The following is a 15,588-nucleotide window of genomic DNA, read 5'->3' as shown; positions in this document are numbered from 1 at the left end:
CGAGCATTGAGCCGCCGCGACGTCGTGTGAAGGAGAGAGTGTGAAGTCTGAGCCGGCCCCGGACACGCCCGTGCAGCCCGGGCGGCGCTCGACGTGGGCGACCATCGGCGTCGTCTACCTCGGCGGCGTCGTCGCCGCGATGAGCCTGGGCAAGTTCGCCCCCGTCGGGCCGGCGGTGACCGGCCAGCTGTCGCTGTCGTTGTCCCAGCTGGGCTGGGTCATCTCGGCGGTCGTCGGCGTCGGCGCAGCCTTCGGCCTGCCCGGCGGCTACCTGATGCGCCGCGTCGGCGCGCGGGGGGCGCTGGTGTACGGCCTTGCTCTGATCGCCGTGGCGGGCGCGGCGAGCGTCCTGGCCGGCGACTTCGCCTGGCTGCTCGTCGCCCGCGTCACCGAGGGCTTCGGCTACCTGATGGTCACCATCGCCGGGCCGGTGCTCGTCCTGCGCCTCGCCGACGAACGCGACCGCAGCGCCGCCCTGTCGGTCTGGGCCACGTTCGTGTCCGTGGGCCTGTTCGCCAGCACGCTCGTCGGCGGCGCGGCCGGCGACGCCTTCGGCTGGCGCGGCTGGATCGGCCTGCTCGCCGCTCTCACCCTTCTCATGGCGGTGGTCCTGCAACTGCGGCTGCCCCGCACCGGGGCGGGTCCGCGAGCCGCCGCCGGGCCCGTCCCCCGGTTGCGTGCGCTGCGATGGCCGGGCGTGCTGGCCTTCTCGTTCTGCCTGACCGCGCTGGTGACCATCCCGGTGATCGTGCTGCTTCCCACGCTCCTCATCGAGCAGCACGACAACTCGGCCGCCGCCGCCGGCGCGAGCACCTCGGTGATCTCGCTGCTCAGCGCGGTCGGCGGGCTGCTCGTCGGCATGCTGCTGCGCCGCGGCACCCGGGTCGGCGTCCTCGCGCTGTTCGGCCTGCTCGCCGTGCCCGCCGCCTGGCTCGTCTACGGCGGCGGCCCGCTCGCCGGCGTGCTCGCGGGCGCCGGGACGCTCTCGCTCGCCAACGGGTTCCTCGCCGCCCTCGTCTTCGCCGCCCTGCCACTGATCCTGGAGCGGCTCGACCACGCCGACGTCGGCAGCGGCCTGGTCGCCCAGGCGGGCAGTCTCGGCTCGCTGCTCGGCCCGCCGATGTTCGGCGAGGTCGCGGCCGCCTTCGGCTTCGCGGCGCTCGCGCCGGTCATCGCCGTCGGGCTCGTTGCCGCCGTCGCCGCACTGCTGCTGGCCGGCGGCCGCGCCGCGGGGCGTCAACGGTGGGTGGCCGGAGCAGGGGAGAAAGGCGTCGCGGGCTGAAGGTCGATCGTCAGGAACGCCGGGCGGGTGGTCTGGAAGGCTGCCACAGGTCGAGCCTGTGCACCTGGTCCGTCACGGCTGTCAGGAGGGCGCTGAGTGCGGGAGCGGGGGGCGTGTCTCGGGTGGCGGCGACCAGGCGGCGTTCGAGGGTGGTTTCTGCGATGTCCCTGATCGCGAGCGCGGGGTCGTCGCCGGGCAGGGTGAGGGCCGGCAGCAGGGCGACGGCGGCCGCGGCGCGGACGAGTTCGAGTTGGACGTCGGCGTCGTTGGAGCGGTGGCGCAGGTCCGGTTCGTAGCCACCAAGGGTGCGGCAGGTCCCGATGACCATGGCGTGGTGGCCGGTGCTTTCGGCGGAGGCGGTCCAGATGTCGGATCGCAGGCCGGCGACCGGGACGGGTCCGCCGGTCCTGGCGAGTGGGTGCGCGGCTGGGAGCACGATTTTCAGCGGCTCTTCGAGCAGGGGCGTGAAGCGCAGGCCGGCCGGGCGCGGGCGGGGGTGGCTGTCGTACTCGTCGCCGATGACGAGGTCGACCGTGCCGAGGCGGAGGCCCGGCAGGGACTGTTCGAGTTCCAGCTCGAAGATCTCCACACGGACCCGCGGGTGGTCGGCCTTCATACGGGCCAGTGCCGGGATGAGGAGACGGCGGGCGGCCGACTGCAGACCGCCGGCGCGGACGGTGCCCCGGATGTCGCCGCCGAGGCCCGCCAGGTCCGCTTCCGCCGCCTCGGCGGCCGACAGCAGCACCCGTGCGTGCTGAACGAGCAGCTGTCCGGCGTCGGTGAGCCGCACACCCCGACCGGCTTTGTCGAGCAGCCGGGCACCGACCTCCTTCTCCAGCAGGGCGAGCTGCTGGGAGACCGTGGACGGGCTGTAGCCCAGAGCCGCCGCGACCGCGGCCAGGGTGCCGCGTTCCTCGAACTCCCGCAGGAAGCGCAACCGCCGAAGATCCAGCTCGATCATGTGAGAATCCTAACGATTCACCTCCAGAAATCATCGCTGGACCCAATGAGTCGGGACCTCGATCCTGGTACGCATGGGTGCAGCACTATGTCTTCTGTCCGCGGCCTGCTTCGGCGCGATGGCGATTTTCGGCAAACTCGCCTACGACGCCGGCGTCTCGCCCGAGGCGCTGCTGCTGGTGCGCTTCACCCTGGCCGCCGTCCTGCTCGGGATCGTCGTGCTGGTGCGGCCGGGACTGCGCCGCGCCGCCTCCGGTCCTCCCCGGCAGGGGGCGGCCGGCCGACCGGCGATGACGCGCGGCCGGGTATTGGTGATCGCCGTCGGCCTGGGCGCCATCGGGTACGCCACGCAGGCGAGCCTGTTCTTCTCCGCGCTGCGGCTGATGGACGCCTCGCTGCTGGCCCTGATCCTCTACACCTACCCGGTCATGGTCACCGTGACGGCGGTGCTGCTCGGCCGTGACCGGCTCACCCTTGCGCGCGCAGCCGCGCTGGCGGCCGCCTCGGGCGGAACACTGCTGGTCCTGCTCGGCGCCGGCGGCATGAGCTTCCACCCGCTCGGGGCACTGCTCGCCTTCGCCTCCGCGGTCACGTACACCGTCTACATCCTCGTCGCCGACACCGTTGTGCACCGGCTGGCGCCCGTGGTGCTGTCCGCGCTGGTGATGACCGGCGCGGCCGGCACCCTCACCGCCCGTGCCCTGCTCGCCGGCGGCGTCGACCTCGGCTTCGGGGCGTCGGGATGGTTCTGGCTCGCCGCCATCGCCGTGGTCTCCACCGTCGTGGCGATGCTGACCTTCTTCGCCGGGCTCAAGCGCATCGGCCCGTCGGCCGCCGCCATCCTGTCCACCTTCGAGCCCGTGGTCACCGCCGCACTGGCCGCGCTCGTCCTCGGCGAGTCCCTGACCCCGGTGCAGCTCGCGGGCGGCGCGCTTGTGCTGTCCTGCGTCGTCGTCCTGCAACTCCGACGCCAGGACCGGGGTCCGCGCCCGGCGCCCGACCTGCCCGACCCGGAAAACCGCCGGGGCTTGGAGTCCGCACGAGAGGACCGCACCGAGCCGGTCGGCCTGGCGCCGTGAAGCGTGACCTCATGGGTTCATGGCGCTGAATCCTCGTCGGCAGGTGGCGGCTGGGCCGGGACGGGGCGGCGCGAAAATCGCCACTCGCATCCCGGCCCCTTCAGGCGAGGATGCGGACCGGATTCTCGATCAGGGACAGGAATTCGCCCATCCAGCGGGCCGCGACCGTGCCGTCGATCGGGCGATGGTCGATCGAGAGCACGAAACGGATCGTGGCGCCGGGGACGACCACGTCGTTCTCCACGACGGGCTCGGTGCGGACGGCACCGACCGACAGGATCGAGGAGTGCGGCGGGTTGATGATCGCGGTGAACTCCTCGGTGCCGTACATGCCCAGGTTGGTGACGGCGACGGTGCCGCCTTCCAGGTCACCCTGGCGCAGGCGGCCGGTACGGGCGCTGTCGGCGTGGCGGCGGGTGGTCTCCGCGACCACGCTGATCGGCATGGTGTCGACCGCGCGGAGCACCGGGGTCACCAGGCCGGTGTCGGTGGCCACGGCGACCGCCACGTCCACCTGGGTGAAGCGGCGGACGGCCTCCGGGGTCCAGATCACGTTCATCTCGGGGACGAGCCTGTGGGCACGGGCGACCGCCTTGACCACCAGGTCGTTGACCGAGATCTTGGGTGATCCCGGCTGGTTGAGCTGCGCCCGGACGGCCAGCAACCCTTCGGCGCGGGCGGTTCCCCTGACGTAGAAGTGCGGCGTGGTCTGCTTGCTCTCCACCAGGCGGGTGGCGATGGCGCGGCGGATCCTGCTGTGCGGGATGTCCTCGTGGTCCCCGGCCGCCGGAGCCGCGACAGGCGCGGGGGTGGGGGTGGGGGTGGGCTCGCTCGCGCGGGCCAGTGCCTCCTCGACGTCTCGCCGCAGGATCCGGCCGGCCGGTCCGGTTCCGGGAATCCGGTCGATCGCCAGACCGCCCTGGCGGGCCAGCCGCCGGGCGAGCGGGCTGGCGTAGACCCGCTGCGGCGTGCCCGGTTCCTCCGGTACGGGGTGCCCGTTCACGGCGGTGGGCTGCGCCGGGGAGGCGTCCGGTTCTGCGGCGGATTCCGTGGCGGGCTCTGCGGCGGGTTTGGTGACGCCGAGTCCGGCGAGGAGGTCCTCGATGTTCTCCGGCGGTTCCCCGGGCGCGCCGAGCAGGGCGATGGGCGTGCCGACGTCGACCTCGGTCCCGGCGGGGACGAGTCGCTTGAGCAGGACGCCGTCGCTCTCCGCCTCGATCTCGATGGACGCCTTCGCCGTCTCGATGACGACGATGGCGGTGCTGACGGAGTAGGGGGAGTTCTCGGCGATCGGCCATTCCGACACGACGGCGCTGGTGGCACCGGCCGCCGGTTCTGGCATGCGAAGAAGAGTGGCCATTGGTCCTGGTCCCTGGTTCGTGGTGCGGGAGATCGGAAGGTGGGCTCAGTGCCGGGGCGCGAGCGTGCCGTCGGTGGTCATGCGGCGGAAGGCGGCGGCGACCTCCTCGGTGCGGGCGATGGCCGCCCGTTCGAGGACCTTGCTGATGCTCGGCGACGCCTCGCCGCCGGTCACCCGCTGTACCGGGTGGTCGAGCCAGTCGAAGTAGCGGCGCTGGATCTCGTCGGCGAGCCAGCCCCCGTAGGAGGTGCCGACCGCCCCCTGCTCGACGATGAGCACGGTGCCGGTCTTCATCACGCTGGCGCCGATGGTGTCCCAGTCGATGCTGGCCCGGTCCAGCCAGCGCAGGTCGATGATCTCGGGGTCGATCTCATCGACCTGCTCGGCCGCCTCCAGGCAGTGGGCGACCATCGACAGGTAGGAGAGCACGGTCACGTCCCGGCCCGCCCGGCGCACCGCGGCGCGGCCGACCGGGATGTGGTAGTCGAGGTCGTCCATCGGCCCGGTGCCGGTGCTGGTGTACAGGTCGACGTGCTCGATGACCACCACGGGGTCGTCGCAGCGGAGCGCGGTGTTCATCAGGCCCACGTAGTCGAAGGGGGTGCTGGGCGCGACGATTCGCCACCCCGGCGCGGTGGCGAAGATTCCGGCCGGGTCCATCGAGTGCTGCGAGCCGTAGCCGGTGCCGGTGCCCACCTTGCTGCGCAGCACCAGCGGTACCGGGTGGTCGCCGCCGAACATGTGCCTGGCCTTGCCGATCTGGTTGAACAGCTGGTCGGCCGCCACCCAGAGGAAGTCGGCGTACATGAACTCCACGACCGGGCGGTAGCGGCCGTCCATGGCCAGTCCGCCGGCCAGTCCGGCGAACGCGTTCTCGCTGATCGGGGTGCCGAGAACCCGGTCGGGGAAGGCGTCGGCCAGTCCCTTGGTGGCCCCGTTGGTGCCGCCCTTGAGGCGGTGCACGTCCTCGCCCATGACGACGATGGAGGGGTCGGTCTCCATCCGGCGGGCCATCACCTCGGCGACCACGTCGACGAACTCGCGCTCGTCGAGCCGGCCCGAGAATGTGGCCGCCTCCTCGTAGCGCACCTCGGAGCCGAACTCCGACAGGTCGCCGCGTACGCCGACGTCACGAAAACCGGGCTCGGGCCACTCCGACGGGCGGATACGGCGCCGGCCGGGCTTGCCGCCGGGGAGAGGCTCGAGCAGTCGGTCGCCGATCACCCGCATCATGGCGGCGGCCTGGTCGACGGCCCTGCCCGCCTCCTGCTCGGTGAGCGCGCCGCGCCGGAGCAGGTGGCCGGTCATCAGCGTGATGGGGTCGCGCTGCCGCCACTGCCGCTCCTCCTCCTTGGAACGGTAGCCGAACGCGCTGCCAGGGAAGGGGCCGTTCTGGTGGTAGTACCGGTACAGGTCGGCCTCGATGATGACCGGCCCGTTGCCCGCCCGCATGTGGGCCAGCGCCTCGCCCATCGCCAGGTGGACGGCGAGTGGATCCATGCCGTCCACCCGCCAGCTGGGGATGGCGAAGCCGAGACCGCGCACCGAGAGCCGAGGTTCCGCGGTGACCTCGCGGACATGGGTGGAGACCGCGTACTGGTTGTTCTCGATGAAGAAGCAGATCGGCAGGGACCAGGCGGCGGCGAGGTTGAAGCTCTCCAGCACCGAGCCGATGTTGGCGGCGCCGTCACCGAAGTAGGCGACCGAGACCGCGTCGGTGCCCGCCCGCCGGTGTGCCCACGCGAAGCCGGCCGCCTGCGGAACGCCGCCGCCGACGATGGCGTTGGTGCCCATCGCTCCGGCTTCCGGCCACTGCAGGTGCATGGATCCACCCCGGCCCCGGCAAAAACCGCGGGCCAGCCCGCAGATCTCGGCCAGCGTCCGGGTGAGCAAGTCGGTGACCGGGGCGGGCAGGTCGCCGCGCGGGTCCCAGCCGCCGGGCAGCACATGTCCCAGCGCCTTGGACAGGAACTGGTGGTGGCCCCGGTGGGATCCGGTGATGGTGTCGGCCGAGGTGAGGGAGAGGATCGACCCGACCGCCCCGGCCTCCTGACCGACGCTGGAGTGGGCGGGCCCGTGGACCAGTCCGGACCCGGCGAGTTCGAGGACGTACTCCTCGAAGGCGCGGATCAGCACGAGTTGCCCGAACATCGCGCGCAGCAGGTCGGGGTCGGCCGCGTCCCAGTCCGCCTCCGTGGTGGTCAACTCCAGCCAGGGGGTGGGCGCGGCGAGGTCCTGGTGTTTGGTCATGTGTGTTCTCTTCCAGGTGGACAAGCCAGAGGCCGGGCAGGTTCCGGCGCGGGGGCGCCGGCGCTCCGCCGGGCGACCGGGACCGGTCGGCCGCACCCCCTCCGCGATCCGCGGTTGTTACCGACCATCGCACAGATTGGATCCGATCTCACACTACCGTTATGCCTTCGTAACGGAAGAATGTGCTCTCAACATTGACTTTCCATACTTTGGGCGACCAAGCTACCGATCCACCAGGCCGTATTGGATCCATACTCGGTGAAGGTGCGGCAGTGGAAACTTCCAAGAAACAGATCGTCAACGGATTCGGAGGTGGGATACATGGCTGAAGGGGGTGCCCCCGGGTTGCCGGGGCTCGTCGGCCTGGACCACATCGGTCTGACCGTTCCCGACATCGACCAGGCCACCGAGTTCCTGGTGGACGTGCTCGGGTGCGAGTACCTCTACCCGCTCGGCGCCAAGTCCGACGACGGGGACTGGATGGCCACCCATCTCAACGTGCATCCTCGGGCCCGGGTGGACAAGCTGCGGTTCTTCCGCTGCGGCAACCAGCCGGTCTTCGAGGTCTTCGAGTACGAGGCCCCCGACCAGGCGCAGACCCCGCCGCGTAACAGCGATGTCGGCGGTCACCACCTCGCCCTGTACGTGGAGGACATCGACGCCGCGGCGGACTACCTGCGCTCCCGCGGTGTGACCGTGCTCGGCGGCCCCACCGCCAGCGACGGCCCGCACGCCGGACAGCGCTGGATCTACTTCCTCGCCCCCTGGGGTGCCCAGTTCGAACTGGTCTCCTACCCGCACGGCCGGGCGTGGTACCTGCGGGAGGAACAGAGCCAGGCGGTGGGCGGATGACCGGCCTCACCTCGGGCCTGGAATCCGCGGACGACAAAACGGGCGCCGCCACCAGCGTGATGAGCCACCAGATCGCCGAGCACCTGCGCGAGCAGATCCTGTCCGGGGCGCTCAAGCCGGGCGCCAGGATCCGTCAGGAGGAGGTCGCGAAGGACTTCGGCGCCAGCCGCCTGCCGGTGAGAGAGGCGCTGCGCATCCTGCACTCCCAGGGCCTGGTCACCCTCAAGGCCAACAGCGGCGCCTGGGTCTCGGAGATGAACGCGGCGGAGTGCGACGTCACCTACAAGATCCGCGAACGGCTGGAACCGCTCGCGCTCACCGAGAGCATCCCGCACCTGCCGGCCGAGACGATCCGGCGCCTGGAGCGGATCCAGGACGAGATCGAGGCCAACACCAGCCTGGACAGGTTTCTCCACCTCGACCGTGAACTGCACCTGCTGTCCTACTCGGGCAACCCCTACAAGGAGCTCCGGGACATGATCGAAAGGCTGTGGAACATAACCCAGCCATACCGGCGCGCGTACGTCGAACGCGCGGGCCACGAACGGGAATGGGTGATCAACGCCGAACACCGACTGCTCATCGACGCGATCCGGCGCGCCGACACCACGGACGCGGAGCGTCTGCTGGCAGGGCACATCCGCAGGACCCGGATCGCACTCCTGCCGGTCATCGAACGCAACTCCACGGGCCGCTGAGCCACACCGGACGCGGCTCCACCCGCGCCCGGCACGCTGCGGCGAAAGGTGACTCCGGGACCAGAACTCCCGGACGCGCCCTCCACATGGCCGTCCCGCAACGAACGGTCAGTACACGAAGAACGACATCACCACCCAAGCAAAGCAGGTCTCATGTCATACCACATCACAACGGGCAGGCGTGTACTGACCCTGTTCGCCGCGGCAGCCCTCACCCTCACCGCATGCTCCTCCGGCGACACCACGGCCACCGGCGACGGCGCGGCCACCGGCGAACCGGCCGCCGCCGACAGCGGCGAGATCGGCTTCTCCGAGTCCTTCCTCACCGACGCCTTCCAGGTCCAGCTGGTCAAGCAGCTCGGCGAGCAGGCCACCGCGGCCGGCGTCAACCTGCTGCCCGCGGTCAACGCCGACGGCGACGCGGCCAAGCAGAACGCCGACATCACCACCCTGCTCGGCCGGGGCGTCAAGGGCCTCATCGTGGTCCCGGTGGACAGCAAGGCGGTCGCCCCCGCCATCGGCCGGGCCAACGACAAGAACGTTCCCGTGGTCACCGTCGACCTGGGCGCCGACTCGGGCAAGATCTACATGGTGGTCCGCGCGGACAACGTCTTCATGGGCACGGCCGCCTGCGAGTACATGGGCAAGCAGATCAACGGCGAGGGTACCGTCCTCGACCTCCAGGGCGACCTGGCCACCCAGAACGGCCAGGACCGCAGCAAGGGCTTCACCACCTGCATGGCCGAGAAGTTCCCCAACGTCAAGGTCATCTCCAAGCCGATGAACTGGAAGCCGGACGAGTGCGCCACCCAGGCGCAGACGGTGCTCAGCACCGAGAAGCTGACCGGCCTGTTCATGGGCAGCGAGTCGGTCTGCCTGGCCGGAGTCCAGCAGGCGCTGCGCAAGCAGGGCAAGCTCACCAAGGCCGGCGACCCCGACCACATCGTCACCGTCGGCATCGACGGCTCCAAGGCGGCGCTGGAGGCGGTGCGGGAAGGTACCCTCGACGCCGTCGTGTCACAGCCGCTGGACCTGTACGCCAAGTACGGCATCCAGTACATCCAGGATGCGATCGCGGGCAAGACCTACCAGCCGGGCCCCACCGACCACGACAGCACCATCGTCGAGGTCGGGGAGTCCCTCCAGGACCTGCTTCCCTCGCCCACGGTGACCAAGGAGAACGTGGACGACCCCAGCCTGTGGGGCAACGGCTGACTCCCCCTCCCGGTGATTTCCGGTGGCGCGCCCGCGGGCCCGCCACCGGAGACGATCCAGAACCCAAGGAAGGAGGGCGCGGAGCAATGCCACAGGCCCCTTCAGAACAGGCCGGCGCGGAGCAGGCCATCGTGATGGACCAGGTGTCCAAGGCGTTCGGGCCGACCAAGGCGCTGTCGGCGGTGTCCCTCACCGTCAACCGGGGCGAGTCACGGGCGCTGATCGGCAAGAACGGGGCGGGCAAGTCCACCCTGATGTCGATCCTCACCGGCCTCACCCAGCCCGACAGCGGCTCGGTCCGGGTGCTCGCCGACGGCGACGCCAAGGGAACCGCCGGCGTCGGATGCGTCTACCAGCGCAGCACGCTGGTCCCCGCCGCCACCGCCGCGGAGAACATCGCCCTGGCCAGGTTCCCCCGCTCTCGGGCAGGGTTCATCCGCTGGTCCGAGGTGCAGCGGCAGGCCACCGAGCTGCTCGCCGAATGGGAGTACGCGCACCTGGCCGACACCCCGGTCGAACAGCTGGAGCCGCTGGAACGGAAGGTCGTCGAGATCTGCCGGGTGCTCTCCCAGGGTCCGCGGGTGCTGCTCTTGGACGAACCCACCGCCGGTCTGGACCGAGGCGCCTCGCAGCGCCTGTTCCACCACATCGAGAAGGCCCGCGCCCGGGGCGTGACGATCATCTACGTCTCCCACCACCTGCACGAGGTCTTCGAGGTGTGCGACTCGGTCACCGTGCTGCGCGACGGCTGGACGGTGCTGACCGAGCGGCTCTCCCGGATGACCGTGCCCGACCTGGTGGACGCGATGGTCGGCGAGGCGGCGGCCGGTGCGGGCGACGGCCCGCACGCGGCCAGGGCCGAACCGACCCTGCCGCCCGTCCTGGTCGCCTCCGGCGTCACCGCACCCAAGGTGAGCGACGTGGATCTGGCCCTGCGGCCGGGCGAGTGCGTCGGCCTGACCGGCCTGGACGGCGCCGGGCACATGCAACTGGCCGAGGTGCTCACCGGCCAGCGCCCGGCCGAGTCGGGCGCCGTCACCCTGGACGGCAGGCCGCTGCCGCTCGGCGACATCAGCGGCTGCATCCAGGCCGGCATCGGCTTCACCCCGGAGGACCGGCACATCAGCGGCTACGTGCCCGGGCTGAGCGTGGCCGAGAACGCGACCCTGAACATCATGCCGCGATTCGTCAACAGGTTCCGGCTGATCAACGGCAGGAAGCGGGACGAGTTCTACTCGCGGCTGGCCGGGGAGTGGCACATCAAGGCCTACGGCGCCACCCAGCCGACCGAGGAACTCAGCGGCGGCAACCAGCAGAAGGTCGTGCTGGCCCGCTCGGTGGCCGCCGACCCCAAGGTGCTGGTCCTGGTCAACCCCACCGCCGGGGTGGACGTGTCCGCCAAAAAGTCGATCTACGACACCATCGAGGAGCTCCGCGCGGACGGACGGGCCGTGCTGATCGTGAGCTCCGACGACGCGGACCTGGAGATCTGCGACCGCATCGTCGTCATGGTCCACGGGGAGGTGTCGACGGAACTGCGGCACCCCTTCACCGAAGGCATGATCGCCGCGGCCGTGCAGGGTGACGGCACCGCCGAGCCGGACCGGCGGCCGTCTGGAGAGGAAAATTCACAGTGAGTGCACTATCCCCGAAGAAACCGGCGCCGGAGTCGGTGGCCGCCGCGCCCTCGTCGCCGTCGTCACCTTCGCCGCCGGCCACCCGGCGGGCGCGCAGGTCCGTCGACCCCGTCGTGCTCACCCTGCTGCCCATCATCATCCTGGCGGTGATCGTGGGCGCCGTGGTGAGCCCCGCCTTCCTCACCACCACCAACATCATCGACAACATCATCACCACCTCGGCCGTGCTCGGCGTGCTGGTGATCGCGGAAAGCCTCATCCTGATCGGTGGCTACTTCGACCTGTCCCTTGAGGCCACCGTGGGTTTCGCGCCGATGCTGCTGGCCGTGCTGGTCTCCGGCGTGGCCGACAGCGGGTTCGGGCTGCCGTTCTGGGCGGGCCTGCTGATCATGATCCCGGCCGTGTTGCTGATCGGCCTGGCCAACGGGCTGATGATCGCCAAGCTGAGGCTCAACGCGTTCATCGTCACCCTGGCCATGCTGATCCTGCTGCAGGGACTGACCATCGGCCTGTCCGGAGGACAGACCTACGCGATGCTGCCCGATGCCATGACCTACCTGGGCGACGGCGTCATCCTGGGCCTGCCCGTGCAGGCGTGGATCTTCGTGCTCGCCTTCGCCGGCGCGTACGTGTTCATGAAGCTCACCCCGACCGGCCGGAGCATCTACGCGATGGGCGGCAACCTGGAGGCGGCGAGGGCCGCCGGGATCAAGACCACCCGGCTCACCATCGGCGTGATCGTGGCGGGCAGCCTGCTGGCCGCCCTGGCCGGGCTGATGCTGACCGGCAGGATCGCCTCGGTGACCGCCAACCAGGGCAACGGCCTCATCTTCACCGTGTTCGCCGCCGCCGTCATCGGCGGGATCAGCCTCAACGGCGGCCGGGGCAACCTGATCGGCGCCGCTCTGGGCGTGATCCTGCTCGGCGTCATCCAGAACATCCTCACGCTCTCCAACGTGCCGTCGTTCTGGATCAACGCCGCGTACGGGGCGATCATCCTGGCCGCGCTGCTGGTCGGCTGGGTCTCCACCCAGCGCTTCTCGGGCCGAAGGACACCGGCATGAGCGCCGGACAGTGGCCTGCCGGCACCATGCCCGCCCTGGTCTTCACCGCCCCGGGGGTCCTCTCCGTGGAACGGGTGCCCGTGCCGGAGCCGGCCGCGGGCGAGGTCCTGGTACGGGTGGCCTACCTCGGGATCTGCGGGACCGACGTGCACCTGCTCGACGGCAGCAGCGCGTACGTGTCGAGCGGGCTGACCCACTTCCCGATCAGGTTCGGCCACGAGTGGGCCGGCGAGGTCGTCGCGGTCGGGCCCTCGGTCCCCGCCGACCTGGTCGGCGAGCGGGTGGTGGGTGAGCCGTTCCTGTCCTGTGGCCAGTGCCTGACCTGCCGCGGCGGCCACTACAACCTCTGCCCGGACCGGTACGAGCTGGGTGTGCGCGGGGCGGTGCCCGGCGCGGCGGCCCGCTACCTGCGGATTCCGGCCGCCAACGTGCACGTGGTGCCCGCCGGGGTGGAGAGCGCGCACGCGCTGCTGGCCGAGCCACTGGTGACCGTGCTCAGCGCCTTCGAGGAGGCCGCCGCCCAGCCGGGCGAGCCCGTCGCCGTGCTCGGCACCGGCACCCTCGGCCTGCTCGCGGTGCAGGTGGCGGCCGCCATGCGCAGCCCGGTGGACGTCATCGGCATCGACCCCGAAGGGCTGAAGATGGCGCTTCAGCTCGGCGCCAGGGCGGCCTGGACGCCGCAGGACGCGCCGAGCGACGCCTACCAGGTGGTGATCGAGGCCACCGGGTCCGCCGCGATCGGCCCGGTGCTGACCAGGGTCGCCGGCATCGCCGGGCGCGTGCTCCAGGTCGGCATCCCGGGCCGTCCGGTGGACGGGGTGGACCTGGCGGCCTTCGTCACCAAGGGCCTGCGCCTGTCCGGTGTGCTCGGCGGCGTCGACCTGATGCCCCGGGCACTGCACCTGATCGCCGACGGCGCGGTTTCCCCCACCGCGCTCATCGAGCGGGTGTTCCCGGTGGCCGGGGCGCGCGAGGCGTTCGACCGGATGCGGGAGGCCGGCCGGGCCCGGCCCAAGCTCGTCATCGATCTGTCGGAACTCCAGGGGGAGGAACCCGGATGAGTGAGAAGACCACCGTCGGCTGGATCGGCGCGGGACGGATGGGATCGGCGATGGTCCGCCGGCTGCTGCTCGCCGGTCACCCGGTGACCGTCTGGAACCGCACACCGGCCAAGGCCGAGCCGCTGCGCGAGGCGGGGGCGCGGCTCGCCGCGGAGCCGGGGGAGACGGCGACCGCCCAGGTGACCGTCACCAGCCTGGCCGCCTCCGCGGACCTGGAGGACGTGGCGCTCGCGCTGCTGGCCGCCGAGCACCGCCCGTCGGTGCTGGTGGACACCTCCACCGTGTCGGTGGAATCCTCCCGCCGGGTGCGGGAGGCGGCGGCCGAGGCGGGGGTGCCGTTCCTGTCCGCGCCGGTCAGCGGCAACCCGTCGGCCCTCGAGGCGGGCACCGCGTCGTTCGTCTGCTCGGGCTCTCCGGAGGCCTACGACCGGGCTCGGGGGGTGCTGGAGGCGATCGGGCGGGCCGCCACCTACGCGGGCGCGGGCGACGAGTCCCGGCTGCTGAAGATCTGCCACAACCTGCTGCTCGCCATCACCACCCAGGGCCTGGCCGAGGTCGTCGTGCTCTGCGAGCGACTCGGCGTCGACCGGGGCACGCTGATGGAGTTCCTCAACGAGAGCGTGGTCGGCTCGGCGTTCACCCGCTACAAGACCGAGGCCGTCCGCACGATGGACCTCACCCCCACCTTCACCTCCCGGCTGCTGCTCAAGGACGTCGACCTCGGCCTGGCCGAGGCGACCGCCGGGCAGGTGCCGTTGCCGCTCGTCGCCATGGTGCGCACGCTGCTGGTCGCCGCCCTCGCGCAGGGGCACGGCGAGGAGGACTTCCTGTCGCTGCTGGCCGTGCAGGAGAAAGCGGCCGGAAAAGGAGTAACCGCATGACCTTGGACCCGAACGCCATCGGCGCGCCCGGCCACATGGGCGTGGACTTCGAGACCCGGGTGGACTTCACCCGGCTCCGCGACTACCGGCTGGCCCGCGCCCGCGCCGCGCTGGAGGCCTCCGACCTCGGCGCGATGCTCGTCTTCGACGTCAACAACATCCGCTACCTGACCGGTTCGGTGATCGGCGAGTGGTCGCGGGACAAGATGACCAGGTACGCCCTGCTGATCCGGGGCCGCGAACCCATCCTGTGGGACTTCGGCTCGGCCGCCAAGCACCACAAGCTGTACGCGCCGTGGCTGCTGCCGGACAACTGCCGGGCCGGCATGGTCGGCCTGCGCGGCGCGGTCGCCCCCGAGGTCGGCCTGTTCACCCGCGCCGTTCAGGAGATCAAGGACCTGCTGGTGGAGGCGGGTCAGCAGGACGCGCCGGTCGGCGTGGACATCGCCGAGCCGCCGCTGCTGTTCGCCATGCAGCAGGCCGGCCTGACCATGGCCGACTGCCAGCAGGTGATGCTGGAGGCCAGGCAGATCAAGAACATCGACGAGATCCTGCTGCTGAACCAGTCCGCGGCCATGGTGGACGGCGCCTACCAGCGCATCGCCGAAGCGCTCAAGCCGGGCATCCGGGAGAACGACCTGGTGGCGATGGCCAACGCCTACCTGTACGAGATGGGCTCCGACGACGTCGAGGCGATCAACGCGGTCTCCGGCGAGCGCTGCAACCCGCACCCGCACAACTTCACCGACCGCATCATCCGGCCGGGCGACACCTGCTTCTTCGACATCATCCAGTCCTACAACGGCTACCGGACCTGCTACTACCGCACGCTCAACGTCGGCTCCTCGACCCCGGCCCAGCGGGACGCCTACACCAAGGCCAGGGAGTGGATCGACGCCGCGATCGAGCTGGTCAAACCCGGCACCTGGACCGACGAGATCGCCCGCGCCTGGCCGAGGGCGCAGGACTTCGGCTTCGCCTCCGAGATGGACGCCTTCGGCCTCCAGTTCGGGCACGGCCTCGGGCTCGGCCTGCACGAGCGGCCGATCATCTCACGCCTCAACTCGATCGAGCACCCGGTCCAGATCGAGGAGGGCATGGTCTTCGCGCTGGAGACCTACTGCCCGGCGAGCGACGGCAGGTCCGCCGCCCGCATCGAGGAGGAAGTCGTGGTGACCCGCGAGGGCGCGAAGGTCATCACCCTCTTCCCCGCGCAGGACCTCTTCGTCGCCAACCCGTACTGAAGGAC

Annotated in this window: 13 protein-coding genes; 10 read left to right on the top strand and 3 right to left on the bottom strand. The window is 71.0% G+C overall.

All coding sequences use genetic code 11. The features are described 5' to 3' along the window. The first annotated feature begins 40 nt into the window (after positions 1-40). Positions 41-1,282: a CynX/NimT family MFS transporter gene (locus ACFY3D_RS34225; RefSeq protein ID WP_389987429.1), complete on the top strand. Its 1,242-nt coding sequence runs from the start codon at positions 41-43 to the stop codon at positions 1,280-1,282. 10 nt (positions 1,283-1,292) lie between these two features. On the opposite strand, the gene ACFY3D_RS34220 is transcribed toward ACFY3D_RS34225, so the two are convergent. Next, positions 1,293-2,243 carry a LysR family transcriptional regulator gene (locus ACFY3D_RS34220; RefSeq protein ID WP_389987426.1) on the bottom strand — a complete coding sequence of 317 codons (951 nt, stop codon included), beginning with the start codon at positions 2,241-2,243 and terminating at the stop codon, positions 1,293-1,295. 73 nt (positions 2,244-2,316) lie between these two features. On the opposite strand from ACFY3D_RS34220, the gene ACFY3D_RS34215 reads away from it, so the two are divergent. Next, positions 2,317-3,321, top strand: coding sequence for a DMT family transporter (locus ACFY3D_RS34215; protein WP_389987423.1), 1,005 nt, complete (start codon positions 2,317-2,319; stop codon positions 3,319-3,321). Between the two features lie 100 nt (positions 3,322-3,421). On the opposite strand, the gene ACFY3D_RS34210 is transcribed toward ACFY3D_RS34215, so the two are convergent. Both ACFY3D_RS34210 and ACFY3D_RS34205 read right to left on the bottom strand, forming a co-directional pair. Beyond that, positions 3,422-4,663 (bottom strand): dihydrolipoamide acetyltransferase family protein, encoded by a 1,242-nt coding sequence (locus tag ACFY3D_RS34210; RefSeq protein ID WP_389987420.1) that lies wholly within the window; start codon positions 4,661-4,663, stop codon positions 3,422-3,424. 63 nt (positions 4,664-4,726) lie between these two features. Next, a complete protein-coding gene (locus tag ACFY3D_RS34205) occupies positions 4,727-6,931 on the bottom strand; it encodes a thiamine pyrophosphate-dependent enzyme (protein ID WP_389987417.1) in 2,205 nt (734 codons plus the stop codon). 321 nt (positions 6,932-7,252) lie between these two features. On the opposite strand from ACFY3D_RS34205, the gene ACFY3D_RS34200 reads away from it, so the two are divergent. From ACFY3D_RS34200 to ACFY3D_RS34165, 8 genes are all read left to right on the top strand, one after another. Next, the gene (locus ACFY3D_RS34200; RefSeq protein ID WP_389987414.1) at positions 7,253-7,783 is read left to right on the top strand and encodes a VOC family protein; all 531 of its coding nucleotides are present in this window, start codon (positions 7,253-7,255) and stop codon (positions 7,781-7,783) included. Further along, on the top strand, positions 7,780-8,481 hold the full coding sequence (locus ACFY3D_RS34195; RefSeq protein ID WP_350949644.1) for a GntR family transcriptional regulator: 702 nt from the start codon (positions 7,780-7,782) through the stop codon (positions 8,479-8,481). The genes ACFY3D_RS34200 and ACFY3D_RS34195 overlap by 4 nt, the downstream gene beginning before the upstream one ends. A gap of 153 nt (positions 8,482-8,634) precedes the next feature. Next, on the top strand, positions 8,635-9,696 hold the full coding sequence (locus ACFY3D_RS34190) for a sugar ABC transporter substrate-binding protein (protein WP_389987410.1): 1,062 nt from the start codon (positions 8,635-8,637) through the stop codon (positions 9,694-9,696). Positions 9,697-9,782: 86 nt separating this feature from the next. Continuing rightward, positions 9,783-11,333 (top strand): sugar ABC transporter ATP-binding protein, encoded by a 1,551-nt coding sequence (locus tag ACFY3D_RS34185; protein WP_389987407.1) that lies wholly within the window; start codon positions 9,783-9,785, stop codon positions 11,331-11,333. Continuing rightward, positions 11,330-12,397, top strand: a complete 1,068-nt coding sequence (locus ACFY3D_RS34180; RefSeq protein ID WP_350949647.1) for an ABC transporter permease — start codon at positions 11,330-11,332, stop codon at positions 12,395-12,397. The genes ACFY3D_RS34185 and ACFY3D_RS34180 overlap by 4 nt, the downstream gene beginning before the upstream one ends. Beyond that, the gene (locus ACFY3D_RS34175; RefSeq protein ID WP_362904500.1) at positions 12,394-13,458 is read left to right on the top strand and encodes an alcohol dehydrogenase catalytic domain-containing protein; all 1,065 of its coding nucleotides are present in this window, start codon (positions 12,394-12,396) and stop codon (positions 13,456-13,458) included. The genes ACFY3D_RS34180 and ACFY3D_RS34175 overlap by 4 nt, the downstream gene beginning before the upstream one ends. After that, positions 13,455-14,339, top strand: coding sequence for an NAD(P)-dependent oxidoreductase (locus tag ACFY3D_RS34170; RefSeq protein WP_362904502.1), 885 nt, complete (start codon positions 13,455-13,457; stop codon positions 14,337-14,339). Before ACFY3D_RS34175 ends, ACFY3D_RS34170 begins: the two co-directional genes overlap by 4 nt. Next, on the top strand, positions 14,336-15,583 hold the full coding sequence (locus ACFY3D_RS34165; RefSeq protein ID WP_350949650.1) for a Xaa-Pro peptidase family protein: 1,248 nt from the start codon (positions 14,336-14,338) through the stop codon (positions 15,581-15,583). Before ACFY3D_RS34170 ends, ACFY3D_RS34165 begins: the two co-directional genes overlap by 4 nt. Positions 15,584-15,588: the final 5 nt, after the last annotated feature.

This window comes from Streptosporangium sp. NPDC000509, assembly GCF_042898365.1.
In the GTDB taxonomy this organism is placed as follows: Bacteria; Actinomycetota; Actinomycetes; order Streptosporangiales; family Streptosporangiaceae; genus Streptosporangium.
The sequence above is the reverse complement of the archived record's forward strand: the minus strand, read 5'-3'. Positions and strand labels throughout refer to the sequence as shown.

What these genes read in the sequence shown, in the direction of transcription:
- ACFY3D_RS34170 (WP_362904502.1), top strand. Translation starts at nt 13,455, where the DNA reads ATGAGTGAGAAGACCACCGTCGGCTGGATCGGCGCGGGACGGATGGGA.
- ACFY3D_RS34220 (WP_389987426.1), bottom strand. Translation starts at nt 2,243, where the DNA reads ATGATCGAGCTGGATCTTCGGCGGTTGCGCTTCCTGCGGGAGTTCGAG.
- ACFY3D_RS34165 (WP_350949650.1), top strand. Translation starts at nt 14,336, where the DNA reads ATGACCTTGGACCCGAACGCCATCGGCGCGCCCGGCCACATGGGCGTG.
- ACFY3D_RS34205 (WP_389987417.1), bottom strand. Translation starts at nt 6,931, where the DNA reads ATGACCAAACACCAGGACCTCGCCGCGCCCACCCCCTGGCTGGAGTTG.
- ACFY3D_RS34190 (WP_389987410.1), top strand. Translation starts at nt 8,635, where the DNA reads ATGTCATACCACATCACAACGGGCAGGCGTGTACTGACCCTGTTCGCC.
- ACFY3D_RS34200 (WP_389987414.1), top strand. Translation starts at nt 7,253, where the DNA reads ATGGCTGAAGGGGGTGCCCCCGGGTTGCCGGGGCTCGTCGGCCTGGAC.
- ACFY3D_RS34215 (WP_389987423.1), top strand. Translation starts at nt 2,317, where the DNA reads ATGGGTGCAGCACTATGTCTTCTGTCCGCGGCCTGCTTCGGCGCGATG.
- ACFY3D_RS34195 (WP_350949644.1), top strand. Translation starts at nt 7,780, where the DNA reads ATGACCGGCCTCACCTCGGGCCTGGAATCCGCGGACGACAAAACGGGC.
- ACFY3D_RS34185 (WP_389987407.1), top strand. Translation starts at nt 9,783, where the DNA reads ATGCCACAGGCCCCTTCAGAACAGGCCGGCGCGGAGCAGGCCATCGTG.
- ACFY3D_RS34175 (WP_362904500.1), top strand. Translation starts at nt 12,394, where the DNA reads ATGAGCGCCGGACAGTGGCCTGCCGGCACCATGCCCGCCCTGGTCTTC.
- ACFY3D_RS34210 (WP_389987420.1), bottom strand. Translation starts at nt 4,663, where the DNA reads ATGCCAGAACCGGCGGCCGGTGCCACCAGCGCCGTCGTGTCGGAATGG.